Source organism: Amycolatopsis sp. NPDC033938 (assembly GCF_055575975.1).
Window position 1 is genome coordinate 143,203 of sequence record NZ_JBVIRO010000006.1, and the last position, 15,629, is coordinate 158,831.

A 15,629-nucleotide genomic window follows, 5' to 3' on the forward strand; every position below is an offset into this window, starting at 1 on the left:
TGGTGCCGCTTTCGCACGTGCGGGCCGTCGGGGGCGGTCAAGGACTCCTTGAGGGACTCTGAGTCCCTCAAGGAGTCCTTCACGGCCCGGCCGCTACGGACCCACCCACCGCAGGTACCTAAAACACCTTTGGCCAGGACAACACTTACCCCTCGCGAAACCGTGCAAATTACCCAAACCGGGCACATTCGTCCCGAGCAGAGTCCCTTATGGACAGTCGAGATCTGGTGAGGCCCCTTACGTGAGCCCGGTCCCACCCCGACACCCTCGCCTTGCCCCGCTCTAGCGGCGGAGCCACCCAGAACCCGCTACTTTGCCGAGCCCTGACGCCTAGCGCAAGGAAGAGGTCCTTCATGTACCTCACACCGGCAACGCCACAGGCCGGTCTCGCAATGAGTCCTCTAATGACGTTTCGGGTACAGGTCTCGAGGCGGTTCACCCCGTGGCGGCGAAGATCGGGTTGGAGTAGAACCAGAGGTCCTCCCAAGGATCGGCCTGGCCCACGACGTCGAGCGCGGGGCCGGCCGGGTCGACAGCGGAGCCGTGGTAACCGGGAGCGACGCGCTTGCCGTCCGTGCCGCGCACCCGGAGGTAGACCGGCCCGTCGACGGTGAACCGGTGGACGAGTTCGACGGTGCCGGTCCGTTCGCGGATTTCCCACGACTTCTCGACCTTGGTGTGCGGCGCGTGGAACACCGACCGGTCCGCGGCCGGACCGGTGACCTTGCCGAGGACCAGATCCACTCGAGCCAGTTTCGGCACCAGGCCTGCGAAGTTGGCACGGTCCGCGAGATCGATCCTGATCACCGCTTCGACGACGTCGCCGGGGCGGGCCGCCATCGTGCCGCCCATGGGCACGCCCGGCCGATGCGACCGGGCCGGGCGCAGCCGCACGTCCAGACCGGCGATGAGATCGCCGAGGCAGACCCACATCCGGCCCGCCCGCATCGCCCGCATCACCTCGCGGTGGCCATAGCCGGTGGCGCCGACCCAGGTCTTGTTGTAGGCGCCGGGCGGGAACAAGCTGTACTCGGTGATCGGACGGCCGGCGTGGACGGGATCGGGGAACCGCCCGGTGGTGGCGAACGTGTGACCGGCGTCGTCGTAGGGAACGGTGTCGTAGGACGTCTGGTTCAACGGGTCGACCGGGTTCTTCACCCAATCCCCGCAACCCTGATGCCCGTCCGAGGTCGTGGTGATCCACCACGGCTTGCCCTCGGCCAGGAAGCTGTCCCAGAGGCCGCCCACGGTGGCGGTCGCCCAGTCGAATCCGCCCCAGGTGCGGTAACTCTCCAACGGATACCCCGGGAACGAGAACGTCCCGGGTGCCGAGTCGTACAACCCGCGCCCCCGTGCCATCCCCGGCGCGGGCAGCCCGGCCGCCTGATGGCCGGGCGCGCCCTCCATGCCGATCACGATTCCCGGCGCGGTGTCACGCCAGTCGCGTGTCTCGCGCGGCGAGTTGATCCCCAGCCGCGATGGATGGTTCGGCAGCACCAAGGCGTCGTCGACCCGTCCCGCGGCGACGGCGTCCTTCAGGAACCTCAAGGCCTGCAACGCGATCGCTTCGTTCGCGGGCGTGCCGTCGCGGGTACCGTTCACCCGCGCGTCGTACCGGTTCACGAACTCCTGCAACAGCGCCGCCTCGCCGCGCCCCGGGGCGAGCATGAGCGTGGTGTGCTCGCCCGCCGGGATGTTCCATTCGAGCCCGGTGAACACGAGGATGTCTTCGCCGTGCCCGCGTCGCGCCGCGACGATGTCGGCCACCAGCGGCGGGACACTGTGGGTGGCGAACGGGACGTTGCCGTGGTCGGTGATGGTCAGCCAGCTCAGGCCCCCGGCGATCGCGCGCTGGACCTGCGTCGCCACCGGATACATGGCGTCGTTGCTGTACTGCGTGTGGATGTGGTGGTCACCGGCCAGCCACAGATAGCCGTCACGCGGTTCGCGCCGACCGTTCTCGGCCGAGGCGGGCGCGGCGCCGAGGACGGCGCCGACACCCGCCAGCCCGGTGCCGATCAGAAATCCGCGCCTGCCGGTGTTTCCCATGTTCACAAGGCTCCTCGACGATCAGATGCGAGCGATCGCCCGTCGGCACCACGTTAGTCAACATGAGAACTATTCATGAACCAGCGCGCGACCAGGAGATGAACGCCGCGAGGCCATGACGTGCCGTCACACGGGGTTCCCGACCACCACCCCACGCCCGTTCGTGCCGAGATAGACCCGGCCGTACACCCGCGGGTCACCGGTGATCGCGTCGCCGATGTTGCCGTACTGGTGCCTGTCGTCGTTGATCCGGACCCAGCTGGTCCCCGCATCGTCCGAACGGAACACGCCGTGGACACCCGCGATCCTGGCGATCGTGTAGAGAGCCGGATAGGTCTTGCCCGGTGCGGCCTTGCCCATGCCGATGTTGTCCGCCTCCGCCACGCCCGCCGTCTTGGTGAACGACGCGCCGGAGTCGGTCGAGTGCCAGATCCCCGCTCCCCCGGCGAGCCAGATGTCACCCTCGCGACCGGCTACCGCCTTGAAATGCGCGGAAGCGGGAAGCCCGGTGGCGGCGCTCGCCGTGAAGGTCGCCCCGCCGTCGGTGCTCACGTAGAACCGTCCGGCCGCGAAACCGTAGAACTTCCTGGGGTTGACCCGGTCGGACTCGATGACGGCACCGGCAGGTATCCCGGTCGAGGCGGTCCACGAGCTGCCGTACCAGGACGCGTAATGCACGCCCGTCCCCTTGGGGCTCCAGACGAACCGGCTGGCGTCGGCCCCGGCGGCGACCGTACCGCCGCCGGTGACACCCGCCGGTTCCGCGCCCTGCCACCAGTTCGATCCGCCATCTGTGGAGAACGCGACCCGGTTGTCGCCTGGGCGCGCGGCTTTGTCGAAATCACCGACCCGCACGATCGAGGATGGGGCGAGTTCGGCGTAGTCGAGACTGGTGGTGGTCGTGAAGGCCGGCGAGAGGAAGACCTTCGACGGCACCTTGTCGAGCCTGTCGTGGCGGAATCCGCCGATGTCGCCGAGCGCGCTGAGCAAGGGCGCCCCGGCCGGTGGACTGATCAGGTCCAGCACCGCGGTCTCCTCCAGCCCGGCGACCGTGGGCTTGATCGTGATCTTCCCGCCACTGTCCCAAGTGGTCAGATTCGTGGTCCCGTAGATCGTCGCACCGGTCCCGTACATCATGCGGTTCGAGTCGAACGGGTCGATCTCCATCGTTTCGGTCATCCACCCCAGCTTCGGTGACACCTCCGGCGGCGACGGATTCGCGCCGAGGTTCAGCCACGGAACGGCCGAGATGTCCTGTGTGTACCGGAGCGCACGGTTGGGATAGCTCGTCCAGTCCCAGATCCGCGTCCACGACGCGCCACCATCGGTGCTGCGGAAGAAGATGACGTCGGGCCACCAGGAAACCTGGGTGGCGACCATGAGCGTGCCCGGTCGCTGTCTGTCGAGGGTCAGGCCGCTGTATCCGAAGTAGTCGTCGGAACTGGTCGACGGAATCGGGCTGACGAGAGTCCATACCCCGGACGCCGTGCTGAACTTCCACACGTCACCCTTGGCGCCGTCGTACGGTCCGCCGGTGTCACTCGTCGCGACGTACAGGGCACCGTTGACCGGGTCGAGAACCCCCTTGTGCGGCACGTAACCCGTCGGCTGCCCGGCCACCCGCTCCCAGCTCGTCCCGCCGTTCGTGCTGCGGTAGAGGATGTTCTCCTTGTCCGCCACCCCGACATAGATCGTCTGGGTGGTGTTCCCGCGGGAACCGGTGCGCGGATCGAAGGTCACGAAGGCGATGCCCTGGTTGTCGCTCAGATAACCGTTGGGGTCGCTGGGATCCTGGGCGTAATTGCCGGGATTGGGGAAGGACGTCACCTTGTTCCAGGTCACCCCGTGGTCGGTGCTGCGCCAGAGCCCGTTGCCGCTCGGGGCGCCGAGATAGAGGACGCTGTTGCGGTTCGGATCGATGACCAGGCGCTCGCCCATCCCCCGGCCCGGCATGTTCCCGCCGAGTTTGAACGGCAAGGCCGTCTTCTGCCAGCTGCTCCCCCGGTCCGCCGACCGCAGGATGGCCCCGTTCCCGGGATCCCAGCTGTTGGTGTACATCCCGGCGGCGACGTAGACCCGGTTCGGTTCCATCGGATCGGTGGCCAGCGCGGCCACACCGTTGTGTCCCCAGTCGCTCCGCCCGACGTGGTCCAGCAACGGGATCCACCGGCCGGTCGCCTGGTTCCATCGATACGCGCCACCGATGTCGGTGCGCGCGTAGATCAAGTCCCGTTCGGTCTGATTGAACACGATGCCCGGAACGAAGCCGCCGCCCGCGATCTCGGCGTTGCTCCAGGCGGCTGGATCCGCCGCGGGTTGCGCGACGGCCGAGGTCCGCATGACGGCCATCAGGCTCGCCGTCATCGTCACCGCGAGTATCCCGGCTAGAGCCCTCTTCATCGAGAGTCCTCCGATCGACAGGGTGAACAGAGATATGGGAGCGCTCCCACTCCTACCGTAGGCCGTGGTCCGGGCGGGCACATCCGCCGTTCAGGCCCCGCTTGTCGCCAGAGTGGCTTTCAGGACGTCGATGCCGACGGGAGTCCGATGGGTGTCCAGGTCCGTGATCCGCCACGGGCGGTCGAGCAGGGCCGCGAGGGCGATGCGGACTTCCATGCGGGCGAGGTGGGCGCCCATGCAGAAGTGGACGCCGTGACCGAAGGACAGGTGGGGATTGGGCGTCCGGTGCGGGTCGAAAGTGTGCGGGTCGGTGAAGACCTCCGGATCACGGTTGGCCGCCGTGAGCATCGCGACGACCCGTTGTCCTGGGCGGAGTTCCTGACCGCCGAGCGTGGTGGGCTGGGTGACGAACCGATCCGTTCCGCCGGTGGGCGGCAGGTAGCGCAGAACCTCCTCGACGGCGAGTCGCACGTCGGCAGGCTTCGGTCGGGAGGCAAGACAAAGGACGGCGTTGACGAGCAGGGTCTTGGTGGTTTCGTGGCCGTTGATCAGCAGCAAAGCGCAGAAGTCGAGCAGCTCGTCCTCGGTGAGGTCCGACGCCTTCAGGGTCGCGATGATGCCGGTCGGGTGCTCGAACTCCTCGCGGAAGCAGGCACCCATTTCCGTCAGAGCCTGGTGGTAGGCGTTCTGGTGGGCCTCGTCCGCGGTGAACGTACCGAAGAACGACGTGATGGCCTCGGTCCACCGGACGAAATCCGGCCACCGCGACGGCTGCACGCCGAGCAGATCCGCGATCGTGTGCACCGACAACGGGTAGGCCACCTCCCCGATCAGGTCGAAACTCGGCCCGGCCGAGGCGAGTAGATCGTGGACCCTCGCCGTGATCAACGGCTCCAGCGACGACACGGCCCGTGGAGTGAACACCTGGCTGACGACTCGGCGCAACGCGTGGTGCTTGGGTGGATCGGTCGCCTGCAGGCCACGCAACAACGGGTTCGAGCCGTGCGGGATCGGCTGGGTGCTGTACCGCAGTTCGTCGGAGGAGAACGTCACATGATCGGTGAGCACTCTGTCCACATCGGAATAGCGGGTGACCACCCAGCCGCCGAACTGCTCGGCGAACCGCACCGGGCCCACCTCTTGCGTGTGAAAAGCGAAGATCTCCTCAACGGACATACCCACAGGGTGCTACTCGCCCGCGGCCACCGCTTGGAAAAAACGGACACACGACGACCCGACCGCGCGCCGGAACTCCGCGAGCATATGCGGCTGGTCGTAGAACCCGCTGCGGACGGCGATTTCCGCCCAGTCCGGCATCGGAGACGACCGCGCCAGCGCCAACGCCTGGTGCAACCGCACCACCCGTGCGTACGCCTTGGGGCTCAACCCGACCGCCACCAGGAACCGCCGCCGCAACTGGCGTTCGGACAACCCGACCGCGGCCGCGTGGTGGGAGACCGACGTCCCAGGAGCCGTTCGCATGGCCTGGAGCACCTGCCCGATCGCCTGATCGGCCGGCCGGGCCGGTGCCCGCAGCGCCCGTAGCCCGTCGTCGAGCCCCGAACCAGGGAACGGCATTCCCGCCAAGGGCACCTCGTCCGCGGCGATCCCCAACACCGACGCGCACGTTCCCGGCCGCAGCCGCACCCCCGTCAACGGCTCGGTCAGGAGCCCCGTCCTGGCCTCGGTCTCCGGCCCGGCCAACCACAACGAACCGTCCGCGAACACCAGCAGGTCCACCGACGGTTGCGGCAACGCGGGCGGCAGGCGCCCGCTGCGCCGCCACATCCCGCTGACCCGGTCGGCCAGGTCAACGGGCGGAGCGAAGTCACTGGTCACACGCCGATTGGACCCTCAACCGGCCGGTTTCCGCTACCGAAATACCTGGCGGGTGCGCGCCGGACAGGCCTGCACATGTGACGCGGCCGGTCGGCGGGACATCGGTGCGCCTGACTTTCGGCTACGGTCCGTTCATGGACATAGTGCGCCGCATCGACCGCGCCGCGAGTGAGTTCCTGCTGTTCGCTCTGACACCGCCGCGCTTGGCCACCACCCGCGAACGCGTTCAAGAGATCGCCGATGCCACCATGGCTCGCTTGCGCCCGCTGAATCTCGACGGCCTGATCCTCTACGACATCGATGACGAGGCAGCGCGGAACCCGACGCAGCGCCCGTTCCCGTTCTCGCCGACCCTCGACCCCGCGGACTATCTCGCGAACAACCTCACGAGTTGGCAAACTCCGGTCATCGTCTACCGAGCGGTCGGCAAGTACACGCCGCCGGAGCTGCGGTCATGGTTGGCGGCCCAGGACCCGGCGCGCGTGATGACGGTTCTCGTTGGCGCCGCTTCCAGCAAGGTCGACGCCATGACATCACTCGCCGATGCGCAGGTACTGCGGCGTGACGCCAACCCCAGCCTGTCGCTCGGCGGCGTCGCGATTCCGGAACGTCACAGCCGCCGGGACGACGAACATCTGCGGCTGCTGGCGAAACAGGATGCCGGATGCCGATTCTTCGTGACTCAGGTGGTTTACGACGTCAACGCGGCGAAGAACCTCGTCTCTGATTACCACTACGAATGCGTCGCACGTGGACGAGCGCCCGTTCCGGTCGTCTTCACCTTCTCGGTCTGCGGATCGTTGAAGACACTCGACTTTCTGCGGTGGCTGGGCGTCGACGTACCGCGGTGGATAGAGAACGACCTCAGGCACGCGGGCGACACCCTCGAAGCGTCGTATCAGGTGGCCGTCGCGGCGGCTACCGAACTGATGACCTACTGCCGCGGCCTGGGCGTTCCGTTCGGCATCAACGTCGAAAGCGTGTCGATCAGGCGGGAAGAGATCGAGGCGTCCGTACGGCTTGCCGAACGACTTCGGATGGAGATCAAGGGCTGAAGTCGCAAGCTTCCCGACACTGTGCGGAATTGCGGCCCCGGGGCGCTCCGCACGAACGGTCGTCGACATCAGCCGGTCGCTTAGGTACACCAGTACCACAAATGTGGCGTGTCCTGAAGGCCCCCGTTGAGACGTTGAAGGTCTCAAAGGGGTCCTTCAGGACATCACGCTTCGACGCTGGGGCAGCGGTGTTCCCGCATGTCGCGAGAGCCCCTTTCGGGACACCACATGTCCCGCAGGGGAACCCGCATTTGGGTACCTACGCCCGACCTGGACGAGGGCGGCTCCGCGGGCATCGTCGCCCGGTCTCACCTCTTGATCAACGGAAGATTCGGGACACTGAACGTCCCTGATCTTCCGTTGATCAAGCTTGTGCTCGAGCACGACCGGTGGACCGGGTGGGGAAGATTCCGGACGCTCAACGTCCGGAATCTTCCCCACCCAGACCGCCCCGGCAACCCGCACAAGCCCCACCCCAGTGGGTAAGCAAATGCGAGTGCCTCAAAGGGGCTGTCGCGACATATGCAGCGGGCGCCGACCCCACCATATCTGCCTTACCCCTCAATAACGCTCTTTACCACTTACCGGTAACTATCCCTTGTGGACAGTCCTCAAGGTAGCGAAGGCCTCCTTCGCTACCTTGAGAGTAGGGAAGGAGGCCTTCACGGCACCGAGTCGATCACGCCATGCTTGACTTACCTCTCGGTATCCCTCGTCAGCACTCACGACCGCACGCCGAACCGTATTCAGAAGCTTCAACCGGTAGCGAAGGTCGAGTCAGCGCCCGTGGCAGATCAGTGGCTTCGCCGACCGTCGCGCTCCTCCCGGACTCGCGCTTCCCGGCGACGCAGGTCCGCCCGTTCCGACCAGCTGTCGATCAGGTCGTAGCCCGCCATGCTGAGCCCGACCAAGCCCACGATGCCGGTGATCACCGCAGCGGGGATCAGGTCCAGCACCGAGCACAATACGGCCACGCCCAGCAGGATGGCGCCGAGACCGAGATTCCACTTGCCGAAGCCACTCAAACCGGTACCTGTCTCTCCGCGCGGCCACGCCGCGATCGTCTCCGTTAGCCTGACCATCATGCGGGAAGGCGACGAGTGCGACATGCCGGCGGTCGCCGTGCGCTGGTATGACGACGAGCCGCAACCCGGTCTGGTCGAGGTGGAACTGACCGACCGGCACGGCACAGTCCACCGGCTGATCCACAAGACCTACTTCTTCGAGGACGACGACCCGCTCCGGCCAGACGCCGAGTACCCGATCGACGTCGCGGTCCGGGGCACCGTGATCGCGGTCGACGAAGACGTGCTCACCGTCCGGTCCCACCACATCCCCGGCAGGCTCCCGGCGGACGACCTGATGACCTTCGAGGTCGCCCTGTCCGCTGTGCGGCCCGTCGCCGTCTTTCTCGCGGGCGAGCTGTGTCAGTTCGACGCGGAGGCGGTCGCCCTGCTGGACGACGACTACCCGGGGGTGGTCATCGTCGAGTTCACCGACGCCTACGGTCGCCCACACCAGCTGGTCGACAAGGTCCCCCGCTTCGGCAACGAACAAGCGGTCACTCCGGACGCGAAGTTCCCGGTCCCCGTCACCGTCGACGTCGTGGCCGGCGGGTCCGAGGGCGAAGTGACCGCGGTCAGTACCCGGTGGCTGACCTCGTCCGGGAACCTCCCGTTCGTCTTCGACATGCCGACCACAGCGCTGCGCAGCGCAGGCTCCCAAGACCGGTAGTCCGGCTCGACGATTTCGCGTGCTCAGGGCCGTATCTCGCGTGCTTGAAGCCGGAACACCCGAGTGCGGGATCCACGCGTGTCCCAGCGAACAGGCCGCCCACCATCACGCCACGTTCGACCTACCGCTCAAGAGAACGCTCTGGTCCATGGGCTCAATCGTGGTCGGGGATCCCGTGAAGGTGGTGGTCGGCCGCGTTCATGACCTCCGCCAGCAGGCGCCGGACGTGCCCGCCGCGGGCGCGGTAGAGGATCCGGCGGCCATCCCGGCGTTGCGTGACCAGTCCGGCCAGCTTGAGCTTGGCCAAGTGCTGCGACACCGCCGGACGCGCGATGGCCACCGCGGCCGCCAGCGACGCGACGTCGTACTCCTCGCCGCTGATCAGCCACAGCATCCGCATCCGGGTCGGATCCGCCAGCATCCGCAGCGCCGTGGACGCGGCTTCGACCTGGTCGTCCGGCGGCAGGTGGGACCATTGGTCGCCAGTTTCGTCATGTGCGTACATGAGCACCTATCATGGAAGGAGCGTCGAACAAGAGGAGCGGTGGAGCGTGTCGTTGTTCGGTCATCGGGACTACCGGCATCTGTTCGGGGCGCAGCTGGTCGCGCTGTTCGGCACTGGATTGACGACCGTAGCGCTCGGCCTGCTGGCCTACGACCTGGCGGGAGCCGACGCCGGAGCCGTACTGGGTACCGCACTGGCGATCAAGATGATCACCTACGTCACGGTCGCGCCCCTCGCCGGGGCCTACGCCGACCGGGTACCGCGCCGCTTGTTCCTCGTCTCCCTCGACGCTGTCCGCGCACTGGTGGTCCTCGCACTGCCCTTCGTCGACCAGATCTGGCAGATCTACATCCTGATCGTGATCCTGCAGTCCGCGTCGGCGTCGTTCACCCCGACCTTCCAGGCGGTCCTCCCCGACATCCTTCCCGGCGAACGCGACTACACGAAGGCACTGTCGCTGTCGCAACTGGCGTCGACGATGGAAAGCCTGCTCAGTCCCCTGCTGGCCGCCGCCGTGCTCAGCCTGGTGTCCTTCCACTGGCTGTTCACCGGCACCTCGATCGGATTCGCGGCCTCCGCCGCACTGGTGATGAGCACCCGCATCCCCGACGCGAGCCGCAGCGGCCGTGACAGCGTCCGGGACCGCACCCTCGCCGGGATCAAGGCTTTCACCGCGACCCCGCGCCTGCGCGGAACACTCGGCCTCGACCTGACAGTCGCCGCGGTCGGCTCGGTCGTCATGGTCAACACGGTCAACTACGTCCAGGACACCCTCGGCCGGGCACAAGCCGACGTCGCGCTCCTCCTGGCGGGCAACGGCATCGGCACCATCCTGGTCGCGCTCCTTCTCCCCCGCGTCCTGGACCGGATCCCCGAACGCACCGTCATGCTTTCCGGCGGCGCGACCCTCCTCGCGGGAATGACCGGCGCGATCGCGCTGTCCACCGTCGACACCGGCAGCCCGCGCTGGGCCGCGGCACTGACGGTCTGGGCGATCATCGGCCTCGGCACCGGCCTCGTCCTCACCCCCGTCGGCCGGGTCCTGCGCAAGTCCAGCCGTCCCAGCGACCGGCCCGCGATCTTCGCCGCCCACTTCTCGCTGTCCCACGCCTGCTGGCTGCTCGCCTACCCCATCGCCGGCTGGCTCGCCACCACCGCCGGATTCACCACCACCTGGCTCGTCCTCGGCGCTCTCGGGCTACTCGGACTCGCCGTCGCGATCCGCTCCTGGCCACGACACGACCCCTCGCTTCTCGAACACACCCGCCGGCCCGCCGACTTCCCGGCACGAAGTGTCGATCGCGGCAGCTCCCGTTCGACGCGTTGACGAACGCACGCTTCATCGCCGGGCCGGACGATCGGCCGGGCCAGGAACTCGGCCGCGACGGAGGGCGGCTGTTCGACTGGCTCGACGACCGGATGTCCGAGGGGGTCAATGGACAGGTGTACGCCGAGGCCTGCTCGACCGGCGCCGTGATATCCGGACGCCGCACCTTCGAGCTGGCCGAACGATGGCACGGCGACCACCACGACGGCGTGCCGATCCACGTGCTCACCCACACCGTCGACCCGGCCGACGAGCCACCGGGCAGCGCGAAGTTCTACACCGACATCGACGCGTGTGCCGACCAGGCCCGGGAAGCGGCGGGAGATCGAGCCGTACTGGTCCATGGCGCGGGTGCGGCGCAGGCGTTGCCGGCAGCCGGCCAGCTCGACGAACTCGAACTGCACCTCGTCCCCGTGCTGTTGGGTGACGGACGGCGGCTGTTCGAGCCGATCGGACTCGGCCACGTCGAACTGGAGCTCGTCCGCCGTCTCGAAGGCCGCGACGTCACACATCTGCGTTACCGCATAGTCCATCGAGAAGGGAAGCCGTGACCGCCCGCCCGCACGAGGCCCCCTGCCCCACGGCGGGCGAACGGGCGATCTCTTCCCGCTCGGCCACACTCAACCGGACCGGGCCAGGCCGGCGGGGGTCACTGATCCCCCGCCGGCCTGCCGGAACAACCGGCCCCGGAGCTCAAACCCGGTCAGCAGCTGAGGTTGTAGAACCAGGTCGGGTTGTACAGCCGGATCCACTCACCGGGGTTGTAGGTCTCGCCACGGAAGTAGACCTTGCACGTCTTCGACCGGACGCAGTCGGTGTCCTTCCAGTAGTCGTTCGAGTCCTCGCCGTCCTTGAGCGTCCTCCGGTGGTCGCCGGAGAGGTTGTTGCAGTTCCAGTGGGACTTGGCGTCCCGTTCGATCTGCAGGCTCTTCCCGGTGCGGTTGTGCGCTCGTCCGCAGGCAGGCATGGTGCAGCTCGTGCCGTACGTCTGCACAGGTGCCGCGTTGGCGTCCACCGGCGCCAGTTCCTCGACCACGATCACGCCCGGTGCCGGTTCCGCCGGGGCCGCCTGTGTCGTCCCCGTGAAGCCCAGTAGCAAGCCGGCCGCGGTCGTGGCCGCGATCAGCCCGATGCGTTTCGTCAAGACCTGTAGTCGCATGGTGCTCCCCTCATCATCGCGACGCCCGATCGGTCGCCGCCCGAGAAGTACCGTTCCTGGGCGACGGCCCGCGATCAAGGTCTTCGCGTCCCAACCCGGGGATGGGACGCCGTCTCAGCCGCTGACCTGCGAGTTCACCCCGTCATCGGGACGGCCCGCGCCAGCAGGCGGACGCCGTCTCCCCGCGATGCCTTGCTATGCGGGACAGGCGTTTCGCTAGCATTCGTCCGGGGGTGGCAAGTGGACGGGGAACCGCAGGACGACATCGCAGGGCTGCTGTCACAGGTGAAGAGTCGCAGCGGTCTCAGCTATGCCGAGCTCAGCACGCGACTGTATGTGAGCAGGTCGAGCCTGCACCGGTATTGCACCGGACGGAGCGTGCCACCGAACTACCGATTGCTGGTCGGCATCGCCCAGGAGTGTGGCGCGACCGAAGAGGAACTGAGCGAACTGCTGCTCAGATGGCGCCGCCGCGAGGGAGGCACCCCGTCGGCCGTGCCACGACCGGCACCTCCCGCGGCCCCCGCCGACGAATCCGGCTCCCCACGTATGCGGCTGGTCGCTGTCGCGCTCGTCCTGCTCATGGTCTTCGTCGCGACGTCGAGTGCCCCGGGCGGTACGGGTGCCGACGCGAATGCGGCGGCGGGTGCGGAGATCACCGCGCCGACCTGGCAGGCGGCACCGGTTCCGGTGTCACCGGAGTTGTTCGGCGTGACCATGAACAGCGCCACCGGGACCATGCCGGCGTTCCAGGTGGGCAGCGTGCGCTTCTGGGACAGCCAGACCCGCTGGGCGAACCTGCAGCCCGCTCGCGACCGGTTCGACTGGGCCACCTTGGACAGGCTGGTCGGCGGCGCGGAGAAAGCCGGGCTGTCCACGCTTTTCGTGCTGGGCGGCACACCCGGGTGGGCGGCACCGAACTCGCCGAAGGGTGCCTACACCGACGGTTCCCGCACCGGTACGCCCGATGATCTCGCCGACTGGGACCACTTCGTTCAGGCTCTCGCGTCCCGCTACCGGGGCAGGCTCGATGCCTATGAGCTTTGGGTACAGGCCACGCACTACAAGTATTACTCGGGGTCGGTCGAGAAGCTGGTCGAGATGACCGAGCGGGCCGCGAAGATCGTGCGCTCGAGCGATCCGGACGCCACGCTGGTCTGTCCTTCGATGGGACAGCTCTGGCAACCGGAGGCCCGGCGGATACTGAAGCGGTTCGCCGAACTCGGCGGTTACCACCACTGTGACGTCGCGGGCGTCAAGCTGTATCAACGGAACGCGGCCGACCCGCCGGAGACACTGGTGCGGATACTGCGCGAGATCGACGCGACGATGCATGCGGCGGGGGTTCACCCGCCGCTGTGGAACACGGGCACTCTCTACGACATCCCGCTACGGGAGCCGCTGGCCCCGGCACGCGCGGTCGACCACGCGATGCGGTTCTACCTCGCCGGCCTTTACGGCAGGGAGTTCAATCTACGGCGGATGTACTTCTACAACTGGGGCTCCGGCAAGCTTCCGCTCGTGCTGCAGGTCGAAGGAAGCCCGCCGACCGGCGCCGCCCTCGCGGTAGAGACGCTTCAGCGCTGGCTGGCCGGTTCCCGGTTGCGCGGCTGCGGGCAGGGGCTGCCCTCGGGGCTGCCTGCCAACGTCTGGCAGTGCGACTTCCTCGACGAGGCCAACCGGCTGAGGGTGATCCGCTGGACACATTCGGGAACCGCGTTCATGACGACCGGCCCCGGAGCCGAGTCCCACGCACGGATCAACGGTACGGCCACGCCGGTGCGTCCGGGCGAATCCCTTCAGGTCACGGAAACCCCGTCGTTGATCACCCACGCGGCCCAGCCCTGGCCGAACTGACCAGGCTGACCCGCCCCGGCGGGAACCGGAGCGGGTCAGCGGGTGTCACGAGTGCTGCGAAACGACGGCCGGACGCGCGGCCGCCGCGGTTCCCGCCGTCGGCACCGGCAGCGGATGGGGCGCGATGTCGAGGTCGCCGTTCGGGAGCAGACCGTCGACGAGGTATTCCTTGCCGATCCGCTGAGCCTCCCCGTTGACCATCGCCGGATGGCTGCCGAACACGCAGTGGGTGCCCGCGCCACGTTCGGTCACCAGCACCGAACTCGGCAATTGCCTGTGCATCGCGACGGTGTTCGCGTACGGCGTCGCGGAGTCTCCTTCGACGCCGAAGAGCAGAATCGGCGGCAGTTTCCTCCCCGAAGGCACGATCCGCTGGTCACGTACCGGCCAGTTGGCGCAGGCGGACGGGATCGACACGTTGTACCAGGCGAAATCGCTGGTCTCGGCCAGCGCGCCGAAGTCGCGTTCGATCTCGGTCCGGTCCGTCGGCGCGTCGGAGTCGACACAGGCGATCGAGATCATTCCCGCGATGGTGCGCTCGCCCTCCGCGCCACCCGATGGAGTCGCCCAGTCCAGTACGGCGCGATCGTCACCGCGCAGGACGTAGTCGGCCATCGCCTTTGCGAGAGGTTCCCAGTAGAGCTCGTGGGAGAGGTTGGCGATGTAGACGTCCAGCAGTTCCACCGCGCCGACGTTCTTCGACGGCCCGCGCGGCGCCTTCCGGAAGTCGCCGAGCAGCTTCTGCCAGGCCGCGTTCACCTCGTCGTGGGTTTTGCCGAGGTGGAACACGTTGTCGTACTTGGCGATCCAGCTCAGGTAGGCATGTTCACGGGCGACTCCCGCGGTGACCTGACCGGTCGAATTGTGGTACCACATCTGTGGTTCCACCGGATTCATCGAGCTGTCGAGAACCATCCGGTCCACCCGGTCCGGATAGCGCTCGGCATAGGCGCTGCCGAGGTAGGTGCCGTAGGAATACCCCAGGTAGCTGATCTTCTCCTCGCCGAGCAGCGTGCGTACGCGATCCATGTCCTGGATGACGTTGCGGCTGCCGGTGTGCTTCAGCTTCTCCCCGTTCTTCTCCGCGCACGAGCGGGCGAAGGCTTTCCAGCGCTCCCAGCTCTTGTCCCGCTCTTCGGGCCGGTCCGGGTCGGGCTGCAGCTCGCGCCAGTAGTCCTCGCCGACGCAGCTGAGCGGCTGGCTGTGCCCGGTGCCGCGGGAATCGAGACCGACGATGTCGTAGGCCTCGAGCACTTCCTTGGGCAGCCGCGTGTACCCGGTCGCGTTCGGAAGGGACAGCTTCCCCGCCAGCAGCACCGCGGAACCCGCCGGGCCGCCGGGGTTGACGAACAGCACGCCGCGCCGTTTCGCCGGGTCGGTGGCGGCGTGTTTCGAGACGAGCACGTCCATCCGCGCGCCGAACGGCCGCGAATAGTCGAGCGGGACGGTGACCGTCGCGCATTTCAGTGCCGGATAAACCTGGGCGACATCCGCCGGGCAAGCCCCGAAGTCGAGCTGCGAAGCGGCATACGCCGGTGTACTGACGGCCGCCGCGGTGCCCATGGCGAGCAGCGCGGTCAGGCCGATGGTGAGGAATCTCCTCATTCGAACCCCCAGTTCGATCGGACCGGGGGGAATGTAGCGGCAACACCGGCCACTCGTCCGCGTGTTCGCCAAGATCGTGCCGGTGCCCCTCGCATTCCG

At 67.6% G+C, this 15,629-nt stretch carries 13 protein-coding genes; 5 read left to right on the plus strand and 8 right to left on the minus strand.

Translation table 11 applies throughout. The features are described 5' to 3' along the window. Window positions 1-435 precede the first annotated feature (435 nt). The 4 genes from ACZ5ZX_RS18610 to ACZ5ZX_RS18625 form a co-directional block, all read right to left on the minus strand. Window positions 436-2,049 (minus strand): PHP domain-containing protein, encoded by a 1,614-nt coding sequence (locus ACZ5ZX_RS18610; protein ID WP_465503232.1) that lies wholly within the window; start codon window positions 2,047-2,049, stop codon window positions 436-438. 126 nt (window positions 2,050-2,175) lie between these two features. Next, entirely contained in the window at window positions 2,176-4,449 is a 2,274-nt protein-coding gene (locus ACZ5ZX_RS18615; RefSeq protein WP_465503233.1) for a WD40/YVTN/BNR-like repeat-containing protein, read from the minus strand. 90 nt (window positions 4,450-4,539) lie between these two features. Further along, window positions 4,540-5,625 (minus strand): cytochrome P450, encoded by a 1,086-nt coding sequence (locus tag ACZ5ZX_RS18620; RefSeq protein ID WP_465503234.1) that lies wholly within the window; start codon window positions 5,623-5,625, stop codon window positions 4,540-4,542. Between the two features lie 12 nt (window positions 5,626-5,637). After that, window positions 5,638-6,288, minus strand: coding sequence for a helix-turn-helix domain-containing protein (locus tag ACZ5ZX_RS18625; RefSeq protein ID WP_465503235.1), 651 nt, complete (start codon window positions 6,286-6,288; stop codon window positions 5,638-5,640). A 134-nt stretch (window positions 6,289-6,422) separates the two neighbouring features. On the opposite strand from ACZ5ZX_RS18625, the gene ACZ5ZX_RS18630 reads away from it, so the two are divergent. Then, a complete protein-coding gene (locus ACZ5ZX_RS18630; RefSeq protein WP_465503236.1) occupies window positions 6,423-7,343 on the plus strand; it encodes a methylenetetrahydrofolate reductase in 921 nt (306 codons plus the stop codon). A 794-nt stretch (window positions 7,344-8,137) separates the two neighbouring features. Here the strand turns inward: ACZ5ZX_RS18630 and ACZ5ZX_RS18635 are convergent. Continuing rightward, window positions 8,138-8,428, minus strand: coding sequence for a hypothetical protein (locus tag ACZ5ZX_RS18635; protein WP_465503237.1), 291 nt, complete (start codon window positions 8,426-8,428; stop codon window positions 8,138-8,140). Between ACZ5ZX_RS18635 and ACZ5ZX_RS18640 the strand changes: the two genes are divergently transcribed. After that, complete coding sequence (locus tag ACZ5ZX_RS18640; RefSeq protein ID WP_465503238.1) at window positions 8,427-9,077, plus strand: hypothetical protein; 651 nt, start codon at window positions 8,427-8,429, stop codon at window positions 9,075-9,077. The two genes, ACZ5ZX_RS18635 and ACZ5ZX_RS18640, sit on opposite strands and share 2 nt — an antisense overlap. Before the next feature lie 154 nt (window positions 9,078-9,231). On the opposite strand, the gene ACZ5ZX_RS18645 is transcribed toward ACZ5ZX_RS18640, so the two are convergent. Then, complete coding sequence (locus ACZ5ZX_RS18645) at window positions 9,232-9,582, minus strand: ArsR/SmtB family transcription factor (RefSeq protein WP_465503239.1); 351 nt, start codon at window positions 9,580-9,582, stop codon at window positions 9,232-9,234. Here ACZ5ZX_RS18645 and ACZ5ZX_RS18650 point away from each other — a divergent pair. Then, entirely contained in the window at window positions 9,581-10,909 is a 1,329-nt protein-coding gene (locus ACZ5ZX_RS18650; RefSeq protein WP_465503240.1) for an MFS transporter, read from the plus strand. The genes ACZ5ZX_RS18645 and ACZ5ZX_RS18650 overlap by 2 nt on opposite strands. Next, complete coding sequence (locus ACZ5ZX_RS18655) at window positions 10,906-11,460, plus strand: dihydrofolate reductase family protein (protein WP_465503241.1); 555 nt, start codon at window positions 10,906-10,908, stop codon at window positions 11,458-11,460. Before ACZ5ZX_RS18650 ends, ACZ5ZX_RS18655 begins: the two co-directional genes overlap by 4 nt. A 152-nt stretch (window positions 11,461-11,612) precedes the next feature. On the opposite strand, the gene ACZ5ZX_RS18660 is transcribed toward ACZ5ZX_RS18655, so the two are convergent. After that, the gene (locus ACZ5ZX_RS18660; RefSeq protein ID WP_465503242.1) at window positions 11,613-12,068 is read right to left on the minus strand and encodes a hypothetical protein; all 456 of its coding nucleotides are present in this window, start codon (window positions 12,066-12,068) and stop codon (window positions 11,613-11,615) included. A gap of 240 nt (window positions 12,069-12,308) precedes the next feature. On the opposite strand from ACZ5ZX_RS18660, the gene ACZ5ZX_RS18665 reads away from it, so the two are divergent. Further along, the gene (locus ACZ5ZX_RS18665; RefSeq protein WP_465503243.1) at window positions 12,309-13,925 is read left to right on the plus strand and encodes a helix-turn-helix domain-containing protein; all 1,617 of its coding nucleotides are present in this window, start codon (window positions 12,309-12,311) and stop codon (window positions 13,923-13,925) included. Window positions 13,926-13,970: 45 nt separating this feature from the next. Here ACZ5ZX_RS18665 and ACZ5ZX_RS18670 read toward each other — a convergent pair whose 3' ends face one another. After that, complete coding sequence (locus ACZ5ZX_RS18670) at window positions 13,971-15,530, minus strand: alpha/beta fold hydrolase (protein WP_465503244.1); 1,560 nt, start codon at window positions 15,528-15,530, stop codon at window positions 13,971-13,973. Window positions 15,531-15,629 lie beyond the last annotated feature (99 nt).